This is a genomic window from Carnobacteriaceae bacterium zg-84, assembly GCA_013874835.1.
In the GTDB taxonomy this organism is placed as follows: domain Bacteria; phylum Bacillota; class Bacilli; order Lactobacillales; family Aerococcaceae; genus WM01.
This window is the reverse complement of record CP059430.1, coordinates 609,899-626,689: the sequence shown is the minus strand read 5'-3', so window position 1 is coordinate 626,689 and position 16,791 is coordinate 609,899. Positions and strand designations below refer to the sequence as shown.

The following is a 16,791-nucleotide window of genomic DNA, read 5'->3' as shown; positions in this document are numbered from 1 at the left end:
TAACTATCGCTTTATCATTAGTTTTCGTAAACAGATAATTTTTGTCCAATACTCAATCTATCAGATGATAAACCGTTTAAAGACATGATTTCATCAACTGTCATACCAAATCTTCTTGCCAAGCTATACAATGTATCGCCTGATTTTACAGAATATGTCGTTGTACTTCTGTTTCCTCTATTATTTGCTTTAGTTGTTTCTTTACGTTCTGTTGCAGTCGTTGTAGTCGTTGTTGTTTTATTATCAGCTGTTGTGGTCGTTGTTGCCGATTCATCAGATTTTTTAGTTGTTTCTGTCGTTGTTGTTTGAATTGTTAATTTAGATACACGTGTTGGAGATGTTGTCACTTCTCCAGCAGGTTTTCCAATACCTAATGTTTTTAAACCAATCCAACCAAGAACAACAACAATTAAAATAGCTAAAACAACAAAAATAATTTTTGTGTATAAAGAAGCTTCTGGGTCAGCATGATTTTTTGCACTTCGTGTTGTAGGTCTTTCTTTTTTCTCAAAGCGATGTGACCAAGGTTCATCTACTCTAGTTGCTGTATCATCTTCTAATTGTTCTAACGCTTCTTGTTCTACTGTTTCTAACGGTTCAAATTCTTCATTATGTTCCACTGTCTATTCCTCCAAATTATATACATATCTTTATTTTTATAGTATGATAAATCCATGATAAAGTAAAGGAGTTTACCTTATGTTTTACGATGTTTGTCAAGAAGACTGTATCGCATGCGGCTTATGCCAACTAAAAGCACCAAAACTTTTTTATTATGATGACGAAGGAATTGCGCATAGTCTGTACGATAGACAGACTCACATACCCGAATCACTCATGTTTTCGTTTAAAGACGCTTATATCAACTGTCCTACTGGTGCTATTAAACGTTTTGATAAATAATATACTACATCATAAATCGTTTACTGTTTTTTACCAGTATACTATTCACGATTGATAAAGCAATTCCTTTAATCAAATTAAAAGGAAGTACTGCTGTTAATACTAACATCAATGTATTACCCAATTCCATGTGAAATACAGTTTCATATAAAGGGATAAACACCACATAATTTAACGCTGATAAACATATCGCTAATGTCAATGTACTACATATACTTGGCAATAAAATATGTTTATTTTTTTTGTAAAGAATATAGAATATTCCTACATATATGATTGTGGCACAAATACTGGCAACAGCACCAATCATATCTGAGCCTGTTAATAACAATAATAAGCCCTTTCCAATAGCTACTGTTAATAATCCAGAATACCCATACAATAATCCCGCAATAAAGACAACAGTATCACTAAAATCTAGTTTCAAAAATGTTGCATACGGTATAATAGGTATCTCAATTTTTGATAAAATAATTGTCACAGCAATCAAAACTGCCAACGTTGTTAATTTTCTTACTTTCATTGTAATCCTCCTAGAAGGATCCATCTTCATAAAAATAATATTTTTTCTTCTCCCATCCAGACTTTAACTGTCGGTACTAGAATTTCACTAGTTCTGCTTGCGCTCGCGGACTTTACCGCCGGTTAGGAATTACACCTTACCCCGAAGATAGATCTTTTTTATTTCTTATTTTGTTGTGCCTCTATATCTCATTTTGTATGGTAAAACAATCGCATTATCTTCTACGGTTTCTTTACTCATAATTTTTGTTAATAGACGCATAGATACAGCACCAATATCATATAATGGTGGCATAATTGTACTTAATTCAGGACGTACAATTCGTACCAATTTAGAATTATTACTTGTAATAATTTCTAATTCTTCTGGTACTTTAATACCTCTTGCTAAAGCAGCATTTAAAATACCTACCGCAATTTCATCATCCCCAACGATAGCAGCAGTTGCACCACTTGCTTGTAAATGAGAAATGATTTTTTCACCCTCTTTGTAAGAGTATTCTGATTCCACAACTAATGTATCATCGTAAGGTAATCCCTTTTCTTCTAAAGCTTGTTTATACCCTCTTAGACGATACACACCATTAATTGGTTCAATATGTGGGCCACTCACAAATGCCACACGTTTATTTCCATTATCAATCAATTTCAACACAGCTTCTTTAACTGCTTCAACTGTATCAATATTAACACTACTAATTTGATTTAGTGGATCTACTGAACCGGCAATCACAACAGGGGTTTTTGAACGCATGATTTCTGAACGTAAATCATCATTTAAATCATAGCCCATGTAAATAATACCATCAACTTGTTTCGCTAATAACGCATTTAATACTTGCATTTCTTTTACATGACTTTGATCTGAGTTAGCTAAAATAATATTATATTTATACATTGCAGCAATATCATCAATTCCTCTTGCTAAAGCAGAAAAATATAAATTTGTTATGTCTGGAATAATAACCCCTACTGTTGTCGTACGTTTACTTGCTAAACCTCGAGCAACAGCATTTGGTCTATAATCTAATCTGTCAATAACTTCCAATACTTTTTTTCTAGTCGCTGCTTTTACATTTGGATTACCATTGACAACACGAGAGACCGTAGCCATTGAAACATCTGCTTCTCTTGCTACATCATAAATTGTTACTGTTTCTTTATCCATAGTTATCCCTGCCTTTCGTTATTTACTTTTATAGTATAGCATTCGCTTCTTTTTTGTGCAAGCGTTTCATAGCTGTTAAATCAACTTTTTTCTGAAAATAATTATCATTTTCATTTTTTTATCTTCTCTAATTATTTAATAAACGAAATGGTCAATACTATTCACATACTCTAAATGAAATTGTCCATTTTCATAAATAATTTTGCTTACACTCGCATTCAGTAGCGGACTTGAATAGGTATAGTCTGGAATAATACCTTGCATCATCACATTCAATGCAAAACCATGGCTAACAACTAAAATAGTATCATTTGTTTCTTTATGTTTTTCTAATAAATCATACAGCCCCTTTTCAATTCTCAACCAAAATGTCATATAATCTTCCGCATCTTTTGTACTATCCATTTCGTGCAAAAAATTAAGTTGATTTTCTCTTGTTAAAACGTCAATATCGTATTCTTTTTTTGCATAATGACGTAATGACTGCCACACTTCTGGTGCATATAGTCCTTCAAAACTACCAAAAAATACTTCTCTAAATTCTGATTTTTCAATAAAAGGCATAGACTTAGACACCTTATTTTGAGCCATTATCAATTTTGCTGTATCCTTTGTTCGTTGCAAATCACTCGTATACACTGCATCAAATGATGTCATTGCCAATCCTTTTCCACTCGCTATACAATCTAAAATCCCTTTTTCTGTTAATGGAGCATTTGCCCACCCTTGCATTCGTTCATATTTGTTTAAATACGTTTCTGCATGACGCATAAAATAAAATGTTACTGACATCTACTACCTCACTTTCATCATTCGATCTGTTTCACGTTTTATATCTTTTTGTTTTAACGATTCACGCTTATCATAATTTTTCTTCCCTTTTGCTAATCCGATTAAACATTTGGCATAACCATCTTTTAAATAAACTTTTAATGGGACCAATGTATACCCGATTGTTTTGACATCTTTTTCCAATCGTTTAATTTGTTGCTTATGCAACAATAATTTTCTTGTTCGTAATGGCTCATGATTAAAAATATTCCCCTGTTCAAATGGGCTAATGTGTACATTATGTAAGAATACCTCTCCTTTTTGCACTCTTGCAAAACCGTCTTTTAAATTGATACGTCCATTACGAATAGATTTTATTTCCGTTCCAGTTAGAACCATTCCTGCTTCTAATGTATCTTCAATATGATAATCATGCGTTGCTTTACGATTTGTTGCAACTACTTTTCCTTCACCTTTTGGCACACACTCACCTACTTACGTTTTTTCTTTACAAATTTTTTTGTTTGTTGCTTTCCTTTTTGTTTTTTAGCTTTTGTCATTCTTTTCGCTGTTTTTTTCTCTTTTTCCGATAAAACGACTTCAAAATCAATATCATGTGTATCTATATCAACTTTTGTTACTTTTACCGTTACTTGCTGTCCTATTTGGTACGTTTTACCCGTTCTTGTGCCAACCAACAACAAATGATTTTCAATAAATTCATAATGGTCATCACTCATTTTAGACACATGAATAAGTCCTTCAACCGTATTTTCCAATTCAACAAACATACCAAATCGTGTTACCGAACTAACAACGCCACCAAATTCCTGTCCTATTTTATCGAGCATATATTCTGCTTTTTTCAATGCATTCGTATCTCGCTCTGCTTCAACAGCTCTTCTTTCCATTAAAGAACTTTGATGTGCTATATCTTCTAATCGTTGCTCTAGCATATCATAATCACTTTTTAGCGGTTTTTCTTTTTCATATTTTTTTATAAAACGATGCACAATTAAATCTGGATAACGTCTAATTGGAGAAGTAAAATGTGTATATTCATCTGTGGATAAACCAAAATGCCCTAATGGTGCTGCATCATATTTTGCTTGCTTCATACTACGTAATAATACCGTAGATACAACAGCTTCATAAGGTTCATCTTCAATATCCGATAATACTTTTTGCAACGCTTTAGCATCCACGGTTTCACTTGTACCTTTTATCGTCACACCAAAAGCAGATAAAAATTCCATGAATCGTTGCATTTTTTCCTCTGCTGGCTGCTCATGGACACGATAAATAAACGGATATTTTTTATCCATATAGTGCTTCGCAACCGTTTCATTTGCTACAAGCATAAACGATTCTATCATTCGCTCGGCTAACCCTCTCGTTCTAAGTACAATATCGGTTGGTGCTCCATTGTCATCAACATAAATTTTTGCTTCTTTCGTATCAAAGTCTATCGCACCTCTACGTCTACGTAAATGGTACAAGGCATAATGTAACTCACGCATTTGCTCTAACATCGGTAAAAAAGGAGCATATTCTTCTCTTGCTTTTTTGTTCCCTTCGACAATCGCTGCATTTACTGTATCATAAACCATTCGCTTTTTAGAACAAATGACACTAGGAAAAATCTCGTAATGATGCATGCAACCAGACATATCTATTTCCATCACGCAAGACATTGTTAAGCGGTCTTCATCAGGATGTAATGAACAAATACCATTTGATAAACGTTGTGGTAACATCGGCACCACTCTATCGGTCAAATACACACTCGTTCCTCTGTCATAAGCTTCCAAATCAAGAGGACTATTTTCTGTAACATAGTGCGATACATCTGCAATATGCACACCTAATTGAAAATGCCCATTTTCTAATATTTTTAAAGAAATAGCATCGTCTAAATCTTTTGCGTCTGCTCCATCAATCGTAATAATCGTTTCTTGTCTTAAATCTCTTCTTCCTTTTAAATCATCTTCACTCAATGTTAATGCAATACGCTCTGCTTGTTCTAGCACATCCTCTGGAAATGTTGTAGGAATACCATGTTGATGCAAAATCGTTAAAATATCAACACCCGGAGCATCTTTAAATCCAATTTCTTTTATGATAACTCCCTCTAAACTTTTAGGATTGTCCAATGTTGGATATTGTGTAATGTCAACTACACAAATTGTTCCATCAACCGCATCTAACCCTATCGGTAAAATAAAGCATGTCATATCTGATAAAGTTTTTTCAGTTGGTAAAACATATCCCGTATAGCCATATTTTTCTGCTAAGTGGTTTGAGTAACGTACATATTCTCCCACAACTCTTGTCAACTGACGTTGCTCAATAGAAAGAACTTTCCCCTCCATACCTTTTTTCTCCAACATATCGGCTTCTTTAATAATCTCAATAACAACCCTATCTCCAGAAAGTGCAGTCTGTTGGTATCCTTTTGGAATATAAATATCTTCCATCATCCCCTCAACACTCACAAACCCATAGCCTCTTTCATTTGCACGATAAACACCCGTTAATGTTTTATGCTTAAAAGGTAAACTCAATTTACCGCTATCTAAAAATATTAAATGACCTTTTCTCTCTAATTCAGATAATTGCTTTACCAATGCTTTAAAATCTAAAGCACTTGTTTGGTGCAATACTTCTGATATTTCTTTAACAGTCATTGCTTTTTCTTCTAAAAGAGATAAAATTTTTTCTTTCACCTATATCACCTCCCAATCTAATTTCTCAATAAAATCAATCACACTATTTTGAAATGCCACACGACTTTCACCAATGGTTATAACATGTTTTGCTTTTTCAAACCATACAAATTCAACAGGTGCAAAACTTATTTGACGAACCATATGTTCACTAATACGAGCATCAATCAATTCATCTGCTCCACTTTGAGCAATATACACCGGTACATCAATACGATTTAAATACTGTGCTATCTCTTCAGATAATATCTTAATTTGCTCCAACTGCACCGGTATTTTTTCAACTAAATCAGACAAATATTCCTCCTTATCGGAAATAACTGTTTCATCATAAAATTGATTTGCATAAACCATAAACTGTTCTTCGACTTTCGAGCTGTCATCCAACGGAACAGGAGAATTAAAAGACCCTCCTCCTATAATAAACGGATGACTTTGCGTTAACATATCTAAAGCCAGCATTCCTCCAAGAGATAATCCAAAAATAGCAATTTGTGCGCACCCTTTATCCAAAACAAATTGAACAGCTTTTTTCGTATCTTCTCTCCACATTTTAGGATTTTTGTTTAAAATAGCCCGCATATCTTTTGTACCATGTCCAGATAATAAAGGCATATAGACTGTATATCCTAATTTATGAAGTGCCGTGCCCAAAAGCCTTACATCATTTGGTGTACCCGTATAAGCATGTTGCAAAATAATCGCACGTTTTGAACCTTGTAAAAAAATACCATTTGTCATCACTGAAACCTCTATCTACTATCTTTCTTTTTACTATCTCATGAGGAGCTTTTATCCTATTCTATACATTATACTGTATCTTGTCATCTAATGCCAAAATACCGTTACATTTCCAAAAAAAGATATGTTGATATACCTCAACATATCTTTTTATCATCTATACACTTATTTTTCACATAGATAAATAAGCTGTATAATCTTTACAATGTAATAAGCGATTAGCATTTTCTACACGATCTGGTGTAGGTGGCTCCACATCTTTTAAAGGATACGGAATACCTAGCACCTCATATTTATAGACACCTAACTTGTGATAAGGTAACACTTCTACCCTTTTCACATTTTTCAATGTTTTCACAAATTTATCTAATCGTACTAACAATTCATCTTTATCCGAACCACCTGGTACTAAGACATGGCGAATCCAAACAGGTTGATTTACCTCAGACAAATATGTTGCCGCATCTAAAATATTTTGATTACTTCGTCCTGTTAATATTTTATGCTCTTCATCATCAATTTGCTTAATATCCAATAGAATCAAATCTGTATATTTTAATAATTCATTAAATTTTGAAAAAAATGGCTCATCAAATGTAAATGGAGCTGCACAAGAATCTAATGTCGTATGGACACCTTTTTCTTTTGCCAATTTAAAAAATTCAATTAAAAAATCAATTTGAATTAAAGGTTCTCCGCCACTAACCGTGATACCCCCTCGTTCTCCCCAAAACTCTTTATACTTTAATGCTTCATTCAATAAATCTTCTGCCGTCCACTCACGTCCTCCTTGACCTAGTCGCCAAGTATCTGGATTATGACAAAATTGACATCTCAAATGACACCCTTGCATAAAAACTACAAAACGAATACCCGGACCATCAACAGAACCAAAACTCTCTGTTGAATGAACCCTTCCTAAAACAGTCATGCGCTTACCTCCTTTTTCTTTGATTTCTTTACAATTAGTTTATCATAATAAACAGAAAAGCTGCAAGAAAGACTTACAGCTTTTCATCACACACAGATTAGAATTGATTGTGAATAACACGATTTAAAATATCTGCAATTTGTGCTTTTGTTGCTTTATTTAAGTACAATGCATATCCAGATACACGTAATACAGCATGTGGATTTTCTTCTGGATGTTCTAAAATTTCAATTAGTTTTTCACGATTTAATACGTTAACGTTTAAGTGATGTCCACCTTTCACAAAGTATCCATCTAACATTGTTGCTAAATTCGCACGACGATCACTATCATCACGTCCTAACGCTTTTGGATGAATAGCAAATGTATATGAACTACCGTCTTTTGCATCATCAAATGGAATTTTCGCAACTGATGATAGTGCAGCTAAAGCACCTGATTTAACAGAATTATATTGAGGGTTAGCTCCTGGTGCGATTGGTGTCCATGGTTCACGGTATCCTACGATTTCTGGGTTAGAACCTGTGAATACATTTCCTAAAGATTTTCCATAAACAATATTTGATGTAATTGTTAAAATAGATGTTGTTACCTCTGCATTACGGTATGTTGGTAATTTACGTAAACGTTCCATGAAATCATGTAAGAAGTTTGTTACTAATGAGTCAACACGGTCATCATTATTACCAAATGTTGGGAATTGTTCTCCTTCTACAACATAATCTACTGGGAAACCTGTTTCATCACGAATAATACGGATTTTTGAGTATTTAACAGCTGATAACATATCTCCTACTAACGCTAATCCTGCAATACCTGTTGCAAAGTAACGATGTGGATGTGTATCTAATAAAGCCATTTGACTTGATTCATACGCATAACGGTCATGAGAACGATGAATAATGTTCAATGCACGCATATACGTTTTAGCTGTCCAATCCAATACTTTATCTAATTTTTCCATCAATTCATCATAATCTAAGTAATCTGAGGTAATTGGTTCTAAACCTTCGATAACTTGATCGCGTGTTTTTTCATCAATACCACCTGATACAGCATATAATAATGCTTTTGGTCCAGAGAAACGTGCTCCAAAGTATTGATGCTCTAACCCCATAACAGATGGAGATACACAACATGCAATCGCAGCATCAGTTGAACCTAATCTCATACTCATAACAGCATCATTTTCATATTGAATAGCAGATGTATCAATAGATACTTGTGCACAATATTGACGATAAGCCAATGGTAATTTTTCGTTATAGAAAATTGTTAAATTTGGTTCTGGTGACTCACCCATTGTATACAATGTATGTAAGCAACGGAATGCTGTTTTTGTTACTAATGAACGTCCATCATTATTCATACCTGCAATAGATAATGTTACCCATGTTGGCATACCAGAGAACACATCATTAAAATCAGGCGTACGTGCAAAACGAATCATACGTAATTTCATTACAAAATGATCAATAAATTCTTGTGCTTCTTGCTCTGTAATTAAACCAGCTTGTAAATCACGTTCAATATAAATATCAAAGAATGCATCCATACGTCCTAGTGATGTTGCCGCACCATTTGTTTGTTTTGCTGCTGCTAAGAATGCTAAATAAGTCCATTGAATAGCTTCTTGTGCTGTTTGAGCAGGACGACGTAAATCAAATCCGTGTAAATCCCCTAATTTGATTAAGTCATTTAAAGCACGATATTGTTTTGAAACTTCTTCACGTAATTGCATTTCTTCATCAGTGTAAGTTTCTTTTTCAAGATTTTTCCAATCTTGATATTTTTGTTTCATTAAGAAATCTACACCATACAACGCAACACGACGATAGTCACCAATAATACGTCCACGACCATAAGCATCTGGCAGACCTGTAATGATTTTGTTACGACGTGCTCTACGAATAGAATCATCATAAACATCAAATACACCTTGGTTATGTGTTTGTACCCAATCTGTAAAGATTGATTCTACTTCTTTATCTAAACTATAACCGTACGCTTCTAAGGCTTGTTTTGCCATACGCACACCACCAAAAGGATTTAAACCTTGTTTTAATGGTTTGTCTGTTTGTAAACCAATAATTTTTTCGTAATCTTTTAATTCATCACTAATGTAGGCTTTATCGTAAGCTAAAATCGTTGATACGACTTTTTCTTCCATATCTGCAACGCCATTTTCAACTTCTTTAGCAAGTAAATCTTGGAATACTTTATTTAATTTTTTTGTACCCTCTGTTGCTTCTGCTAAGAAAGACTCGTCCCCTTTATATTCTGTATAGTTATCACGAATAAATTGTGCAACATCAATATTTTCTTTCCAAGCTGTTCCTTTAAAACCAGCCCATTGTTTATCTTCAAATCCAGCTAACAATTCTTTTGTTGTTTGTGCCATTTTCATTCTCCTTCTTGTGATGTTTTTAACAAAAGTATATTACTTATTGATACAGTTATTGTATCACAATTAGTACAGCTATGTAAAATAAAATCAAGTCTTTTATCTGTTAAAAACATATATTTTTTTAGCTTTTTATAAAAAATATAAAAAGTATGATAAATCTGTCACAATTTTTTGTAACAGTTCTATAAACAAAAAACAACCTGTTATATAACGCTTAAATATTTTTAACTTGAATTTACTATAAAAATTCAGTAAACTGATACTAGTCTAGCACCATTAGTGTAATGGATATCACGTAAGATTCCGGTTCTTAAAATGGGGGTTCGATTCCCTCATGGTGCGTAAAAACATTGATAAATCGATGTTTTATCCAATTAAAATCTTCTTTTAAAAATAGGTACCTTTATTCTTTTAAGTTTAATACATATTATATATCTCTACTTTGTACCAACATAACTTTTAACTTTACTCTAAAAGAAAAGAAATGTACCAAATGGTTACTCCACTTGATACACATCATTTTCATCATCTAAACTAATCTTCTTTTTTCACTCTAATTATATACAATAGCCAACTAGTAAATAAAGACAACCAACCTATCTCTATTGGGATATTTTCAGTATTTGTTTTTGGTAATAATTTATCTTTAGATACTTCTTGTTCAACATTTTTTATTATTTTTTTGTTTAAATAAATTTCCTTTTTATCAGACAATACAACTGAAGCGATACTCTCCATAGATACTACTTTTTTTGTTCCAATTCGTACTTTTTCAATTACAGGTTGAATGATAACCTCTTCTTTTTCTACACCATTAACAATATAAGTACGTTTTTTACCAACTTTCCCTACTTGTTCTACAATTCTTGTTCCAATAGTCAAAGTATTATCTTCAATCGTTTCAACCGTAAATGGCATATTTTCAATTATTTCCGATTGGTCTTTAAGTTTTGTCCCCCTATATATAACAGTCGGTACCATTGCTTTTATCACTTCTTCGGTTACAACAGGTTCTCCAAAAGCAACGCTTTTTTTAAAATGTTGTACTTTTCTTACCCGTTTTAATCCTACTTGCCCTTGTTCCGTACGTACTTCATCTGTATACATTGTCGCATCTGCTTCTTCTTTTATCGTAACTGGAATGTCCTCATCTGTTTCTGTAACAGTTTCACTGTCAATTGGTTTTGTTCCTCTATACACAACAGTAGGTACCATTGCTTTTATCACTTCTTCGGTTACAACAGGTTTTCCAAAAGCAACGCCTTTTTTAAAATGTTGTACTTTTCTCACACGTTTTAGTCCGGCTCGCCCTTCTTCCGTTCGTACTTCATCTGTATACATTGTCGCATCTGTTTCTTCTTTTATCGTAACTGGAATGTCCTCTTCTGTTTCTGTAACAGTTTCACTGTCAATTGGTTTTGTTCCTCTATATATAACAGTAGGTACCATTGCTTTTTCAACTTTAGAAACGATGATTGGCTCTCCTAATCGCACTCCGTTTTCGGTTATCCATATTTTTGTAATAAGCTTTACACCTAATTCCCCAACCTCTGTTCTTGTTTCATCTTCCCAAAGGTTTGCGTCTTCACGGTGAGTAATCGTAATCGGAATATCTTCACGAGTTTCTTCAATGTCTTTGCCGTAAACGGTTTCTTTGTAGATAGTATTTCTAAAATCACTCGTGTCGTTTAAATAAAATTCAAATATTTTTTGTTTTAAATCATGAACAGCAGTAACCCCAATCAAAATATTTTGTCCATATTGTTTATTTCTCTTCATCTGCTCTAAATCTTTAACAATTGCTTCATCCATTAATGTCTGTAATTCACTATATTTTTTAAAATATGGCGTTTCTTTTAATTGATCTACTTTTTCAATACGGCGTTTAAACATATCTTTTTTAAATATAGCTAAATTTCCCTGATAAGCATTATCTAAAATAGCTGCCAAAGCTTCTTTATCATTGGCATACTGATTAGATAGATATGGAATCATCCCGTTTTTATACCCATATTCAGCCAACAATTCGTAGGCATAACGTCTAAACGTAACATCACCTACTGAACCGACATCATTTTGAACACCTGCATATATTGGCTCAAAAAGTGGAACAACATGATATCCATTTGGTGTTGCTTCTCCAACAGTTTGATGCCCTTTAAAAGCTAATCGACCGGATACAATACCTTTATCAATAAAATCATTGATAGATGTCAAACTTCCTGCTGTTGTTTCATCAATATTTGAAAAGCTGTCTTTTACTTGGTTTGTTCTCTTTGCATCTGGTATAAGTGTTACTTTATTTAATAAAATTGCTCTATTATCGTTAGATTGTTTGAGTATAGATTCAGACTCTGCATAGTCTAATGTATACAAAACATCCATTATCCCTTGCATATACTCTTTTAAATCAGATTCTTTTTGAAAACGATTAGGCGACTCATTTTGTGTTCGTCCCTCTCCACGTAATTCATACGTGGTATTTAAATTAAAAATTGATTCATAACCAGAAGCACCTTTTGTATTATTTAATGACTCAAATAGACCTCTAGCATAGACTTCAACACCCTGACCTTCACGTCTGGCATATCCATTAAACCAAACTTTTTGATCTAGCATGTGCGTGATTTCATGAGTATAAACAGATTGTCCTCTATCGGTTAATGTTTTTGCTAAAAAATGATTCACTATATCCCCAGTAGCTTGTCCATCTGCTTGTAAAAAATCTAAATGATACCTAAATGGAGCCATAAACTGACGAATACCATCTACACTATTTTCACCATACGACGGCAACCATGATTGTTTCCCTGATTCAGTTGGATTATCACTATATCTTCTCATCGTATCAATAACTAAAATATCATTTCCTTCAAATAATCTATCTTTTTTTTCACTAATACGATACCAAAAATCGACAAAGGCTTCTTGTTTAACAGCTGTTTCTTTCATCATTTCTTTGAAAGACTCAAATGCCACCTCATCTGTTTTATCTTTTAAATATGAATCCAATAAACCGTAAGTAACCGTACTCATAGTACTAATTGCATATAAACTTTTTTCATTAACCGTTAATAACGGAATTAAATGTGAGCGTAACCGTGTATCATGTGACATCTTCTTGAATAAATTAGAATCTGCATAAGGACTCTCAGATTCAACAATTATCACATTTGTATTTTGTTTAAACCAATCGCTCGGTGTCAAGTTTGGTTCAAACATTTTAACATGATTTACAATAAAGTCATAAATTGTATTTTGCTTTGTAATAGATTTGATTCTTTTCTCATATGTTTTATCTGTATTTGATAATTCAACATCAGCATAGGTTAGACGTCCAATATCAATCAATCTATCCAATGGATCGGTTTTTGTACCATATATTTCTGGATGATACAAAATTAAATCTTTTGCTTTTATAGTATCAAATTTAAAAGGATATTGTCTTTCTAAATAAGATAAACCTAATAAAATCTGAGATTTATTCTCTATAATTTTATTCATATCTGTTTGAACAGAACGCTCGACAAGTCCTTTTATCGTATTTTCGATATTATCTTTTACATGTTCAAATTGGTGTCTCATATCCAACTTATCCATATATACTTGTTTAATACGAGCATTCAATTCATTTCCTGTAGGCTCTCGTCCGATTTCTTTTTTTAAATCATTTTGAATTTGAAGTTGTTCTAAAAAACGAACTCTTGGTTGCAATATAGTATATAAATCATCATATTCAACTTCTTTAAACGCTTCAATAGCTGGAACTAATTGGTTATCATCTACAACTTGTTTTGGTTCGTACGCATAAGAACCATTTGCTTCTTCTTTTGTAATTGTTCCATCATTTTTTATCACTAAAACTTTATCCACTGTACCATTACTAATAGTTTCATTAATATTTCCTTCATTATCTAATGGAATAATGGCTTTTACATCATTCACATCCACATTTGCCATTCTAAAAGAAGAATGGTTTTCTAAAGAGGTTTCTAATGCAGTTTCTTTTTCTCTATTCTCTACATCATTTACATTATTATCAATATTTGCAGGAATTTTATCATCATTATTGTGTAAACTTTTTTTGTCTAACAACTCTTTTTCTAAAGTTTTTTTATTTTCAGTATTTTCAGTCACATCAACCATATTTTTTTCAACTGCGTAAACGCATTCATTACACCCTATAAATAAAACCCCAAAAGCTACACAAACCGAAACAACACCAATAGAATATTTTTTTATAGCATACTTACGTACTCTTTCACCCAATACATTCCTCTTTCCGTACATTTTACATACCTCCCACAATATTTATCCATAAATTTATTTACATTATAGCACAACAAATCGTAATTGTTAGAGTTAACTATATAATTTAGGCTGTATAATTTTTAGGGTTGATGGCATAAGCCAGCAACCCTAATTTTATGTAGACAAAAAGGCAATTTTCTCTTAAATTAAAAGTACCACCAAATAATAAGGAGAAATTGCCTATGTCTAATATAACAGAAATCTTACTACAATTAAAGGATAAAAACATCACATTTGATCATGAAAACGTATCAGAGTGTGACATTCGACATAAAAAATCATTAGTCTTATACGGTAAATTAACCTATACACCAGATTGTTGCCCAAATTGTCACACAACCAATGGCATTGTAAAAAATGGGACACGTCAATCACGACTGTCTTTATGCCAAATTTCAGGACTAAACGCCTATTTATCACTCACTAAACAACGTTTTTATTGTAAATCCTGTCAATCATCATTTACAGCTGAAACACCTATTGTGGATAAGCATTGTTTTATCACGAACCGTTTAAAACAAAAGATAATGGACACTTTAACAGAAACCATTTCAGAAACCTACATCGCTAAACAACACAATGTATCTGTACATACGGTCAGACGTATTGTGGATAAGGTCGCCTCTACTTTAAAAGTAAATCACAACACGCAATTACCTCATCATCTATGTTTTGATGAATTCAAGTCAGTAAAATCTTCTGATAGTGCCATGAGTTTTATCTATTGTGATGCACTGACTCATCAACTGATTGACGTTGTACACGACCGTAAATCCAGCACGCTATTAGACTACTTTGCTAGATACGATACCCAGACAAGAAAAGCTGTTAAAACAATTACGATTGATATGTTTCGCCCCTATATTCAGATATCCAAGCAAGTATTTCCTAATGCACATGTCATTATCGACCCTTTTCATATTGTACAAGCATTAAATCGTGAATTAACGAAACATAGAGTGCATGTAATGAAAGCTTTACATCAGAATAATCGCCGTTTATACAACAAAATGAAACGTTATTGGAAGTTGTTTTTAAGTAACACAGATACACTAAGTAGTTATCCTTATCACCGTTTTCCACTGTTTGATTGGATGACGCATACACAAGGGATAGTCGATTATTTATTGGAACAAGTCCCAGAACTAAGAGCCACATACGATGTCGTTCATCAATTAAGAGATGCTTTACATAATAGAGATTTTGACCGATTTGAAGAAATACTCATATGGGCTAAACAGGAAGCTATTTCTCCTGGTTTACGTAGAGTATTAAGAACTTTCAAAGGGTATTTACCCTATATTAAAAACACCTTTATCTACCATCATTTGACTAACGGTGCACTTGAAGGTATCAATCATAAAATTAAAGTACTTAAGAGAAATGCCTATGGTTATCGTAACTTTTCACATTTTAGAAATCGTATTTTATTAATGTGTAAGTTATATGTACCATATACCGTACCATCTACTTCACTAGTTGCTTAATAGTTTAAGTCAAAAGTGATGTACGAATAGCTCCTTCCCCGCACAACGTAGGGGAAGAGACATGTATCGTGTACATTTTGGTGAGCCGTACATCACTTTGTGACTTAAAATAAAAAGATAGTGACGTAACATTTGTGACATCACTACCTTTTATGAGTCATCAACCCTATTTGACATAGAGCCATAATTTATAAGATATTTTGGATTCTATTGAGGACTTTTTGATTAACATTTTTTATTTATTAACATAAAACGATTAAATAATCAAAATAACGTGTGTCAACATACTGTTAACACACGTTAAAAACATTTTTAAATTAGATTTTTAAATAAGCTGCTTATCGGGATTGAACCGACGACCTCAACCTTACCATGGTTGCGCTCTGCCAACTGAGCTAAAGCAGCAAAATGCCGGCTAAAGGACTTGAACCCTCGACCCTCTGATTACGATTCAGACGCTCTACCAACTGAGCTAAGCCGGCATTATATTTTATATACATCACACTTAAATGATTGTAAAAAAAAACGCATAAATGCGCTATACTCCGCAAGTAGGACTCGAACCTACGACATCATGATTAACAGTCATGCGCTACTACCAACTGAGCTATTGCGGATAAACCAAAAGCGTGGCAACGTCCTACTCTCACAGGGGCAATGCCCCAACTACCCTCGGCGCTAAGAAGCTTAACTTCTGTGTTCGACATGGTGACAGGTGTGTCCTTCTTGCCATCATTACCACACTTTCTCGCTTTTAGAAAAGTTCTTTCAAACCTCTCACAACTGAATACATAGTCACTTACCCTTCCTTCTTACCACATCTG

Annotated in this window: 12 protein-coding genes, 4 tRNA genes, 1 rRNA gene and 1 riboswitch; of the genes, 3 read left to right on the top strand and 14 right to left on the bottom strand. The window is 33.2% G+C overall.

The genetic code is table 11. The features are described 5' to 3' along the window. Nucleotides 1-17: 17 nt before the first annotated feature. Nucleotides 18-620 carry a LysM peptidoglycan-binding domain-containing protein gene (locus H1220_03085; GenBank protein QMI86346.1) on the bottom strand — a complete coding sequence of 201 codons (603 nt, stop codon included), beginning with the start codon at nucleotides 618-620 and terminating at the stop codon, nucleotides 18-20. Nucleotides 621-699: 79 nt separating this feature from the next. Here H1220_03085 and H1220_03080 point away from each other — a divergent pair, with 79 nt between their 5' ends. Further along, the gene (locus tag H1220_03080; GenBank protein ID QMI86345.1) at nucleotides 700-903 is read left to right on the top strand and encodes a ferredoxin; all 204 of its coding nucleotides are present in this window, start codon (nucleotides 700-702) and stop codon (nucleotides 901-903) included. A gap of 4 nt (nucleotides 904-907) precedes the next feature. Here H1220_03080 and H1220_03075 read toward each other — a convergent pair whose 3' ends face one another. From H1220_03075 to pflB, 8 genes are all read right to left on the bottom strand, one after another. Next, a complete protein-coding gene (locus H1220_03075) occupies nucleotides 908-1,426 on the bottom strand; it encodes an ECF transporter S component (GenBank protein ID QMI86344.1) in 519 nt (172 codons plus the stop codon). 40 nt (nucleotides 1,427-1,466) lie between these two features. Further along, nucleotides 1,467-1,579: riboswitch (FMN riboswitch) on the bottom strand. Between the two features lie 12 nt (nucleotides 1,580-1,591). Next, a complete protein-coding gene (ccpA, locus tag H1220_03070; GenBank protein ID QMI86343.1) occupies nucleotides 1,592-2,593 on the bottom strand; it encodes a catabolite control protein A in 1,002 nt (333 codons plus the stop codon). 135 nt (nucleotides 2,594-2,728) lie between these two features. Beyond that, complete coding sequence (locus tag H1220_03065) at nucleotides 2,729-3,385, bottom strand: histidine phosphatase family protein (GenBank protein QMI86342.1); 657 nt, start codon at nucleotides 3,383-3,385, stop codon at nucleotides 2,729-2,731. Between the two features lie 3 nt (nucleotides 3,386-3,388). After that, nucleotides 3,389-3,847, bottom strand: coding sequence for an SsrA-binding protein SmpB (smpB, locus tag H1220_03060; protein QMI86341.1), 459 nt, complete (start codon nucleotides 3,845-3,847; stop codon nucleotides 3,389-3,391). A gap of 8 nt (nucleotides 3,848-3,855) precedes the next feature. After that, nucleotides 3,856-6,051: a ribonuclease R gene (gene rnr, locus H1220_03055; GenBank protein ID QMI86637.1), complete on the bottom strand. Its 2,196-nt coding sequence runs from the start codon at nucleotides 6,049-6,051 to the stop codon at nucleotides 3,856-3,858. A 39-nt stretch (nucleotides 6,052-6,090) separates the two neighbouring features. Continuing rightward, complete coding sequence (locus H1220_03050; protein QMI86340.1) at nucleotides 6,091-6,831, bottom strand: alpha/beta hydrolase; 741 nt, start codon at nucleotides 6,829-6,831, stop codon at nucleotides 6,091-6,093. 172 nt (nucleotides 6,832-7,003) lie between these two features. Beyond that, complete coding sequence (gene pflA, locus H1220_03045; protein ID QMI86339.1) at nucleotides 7,004-7,762, bottom strand: pyruvate formate lyase-activating protein; 759 nt, start codon at nucleotides 7,760-7,762, stop codon at nucleotides 7,004-7,006. Nucleotides 7,763-7,859: 97 nt separating this feature from the next. Next, entirely contained in the window at nucleotides 7,860-10,169 is a 2,310-nt protein-coding gene (pflB, locus tag H1220_03040) for a formate C-acetyltransferase (GenBank protein ID QMI86338.1), read from the bottom strand. Nucleotides 10,170-10,439: 270 nt separating this feature from the next. Here pflB and H1220_03035 point away from each other — a divergent pair. Then, nucleotides 10,440-10,511 (top strand) — tRNA-Arg (locus H1220_03035). Between the two features lie 192 nt (nucleotides 10,512-10,703). On the opposite strand, the gene H1220_03030 is transcribed toward H1220_03035, so the two are convergent. Continuing rightward, complete coding sequence (locus H1220_03030) at nucleotides 10,704-14,459, bottom strand: G5 domain-containing protein (protein QMI86337.1); 3,756 nt, start codon at nucleotides 14,457-14,459, stop codon at nucleotides 10,704-10,706. Nucleotides 14,460-14,662: 203 nt separating this feature from the next. On the opposite strand from H1220_03030, the gene H1220_03025 reads away from it, so the two are divergent. Then, complete coding sequence (locus H1220_03025) at nucleotides 14,663-15,967, top strand: ISL3 family transposase (GenBank protein QMI86336.1); 1,305 nt, start codon at nucleotides 14,663-14,665, stop codon at nucleotides 15,965-15,967. Nucleotides 15,968-16,299: 332 nt separating this feature from the next. Here the strand turns inward: H1220_03025 and H1220_03020 are convergent. The 4 genes from H1220_03020 to rrf form a co-directional block, all read right to left on the bottom strand. Beyond that, a tRNA-Thr gene (locus H1220_03020) sits at nucleotides 16,300-16,372 on the bottom strand. A gap of 4 nt (nucleotides 16,373-16,376) precedes the next feature. After that, nucleotides 16,377-16,449, bottom strand: a tRNA-Thr gene (locus H1220_03015). Nucleotides 16,450-16,510: 61 nt separating this feature from the next. Continuing rightward, nucleotides 16,511-16,584, bottom strand: a tRNA-Asn gene (locus tag H1220_03010). 10 nt (nucleotides 16,585-16,594) lie between these two features. Then, nucleotides 16,595-16,710, bottom strand: a 5S ribosomal RNA gene (gene rrf, locus H1220_03005). Nucleotides 16,711-16,791 lie beyond the last annotated feature (81 nt).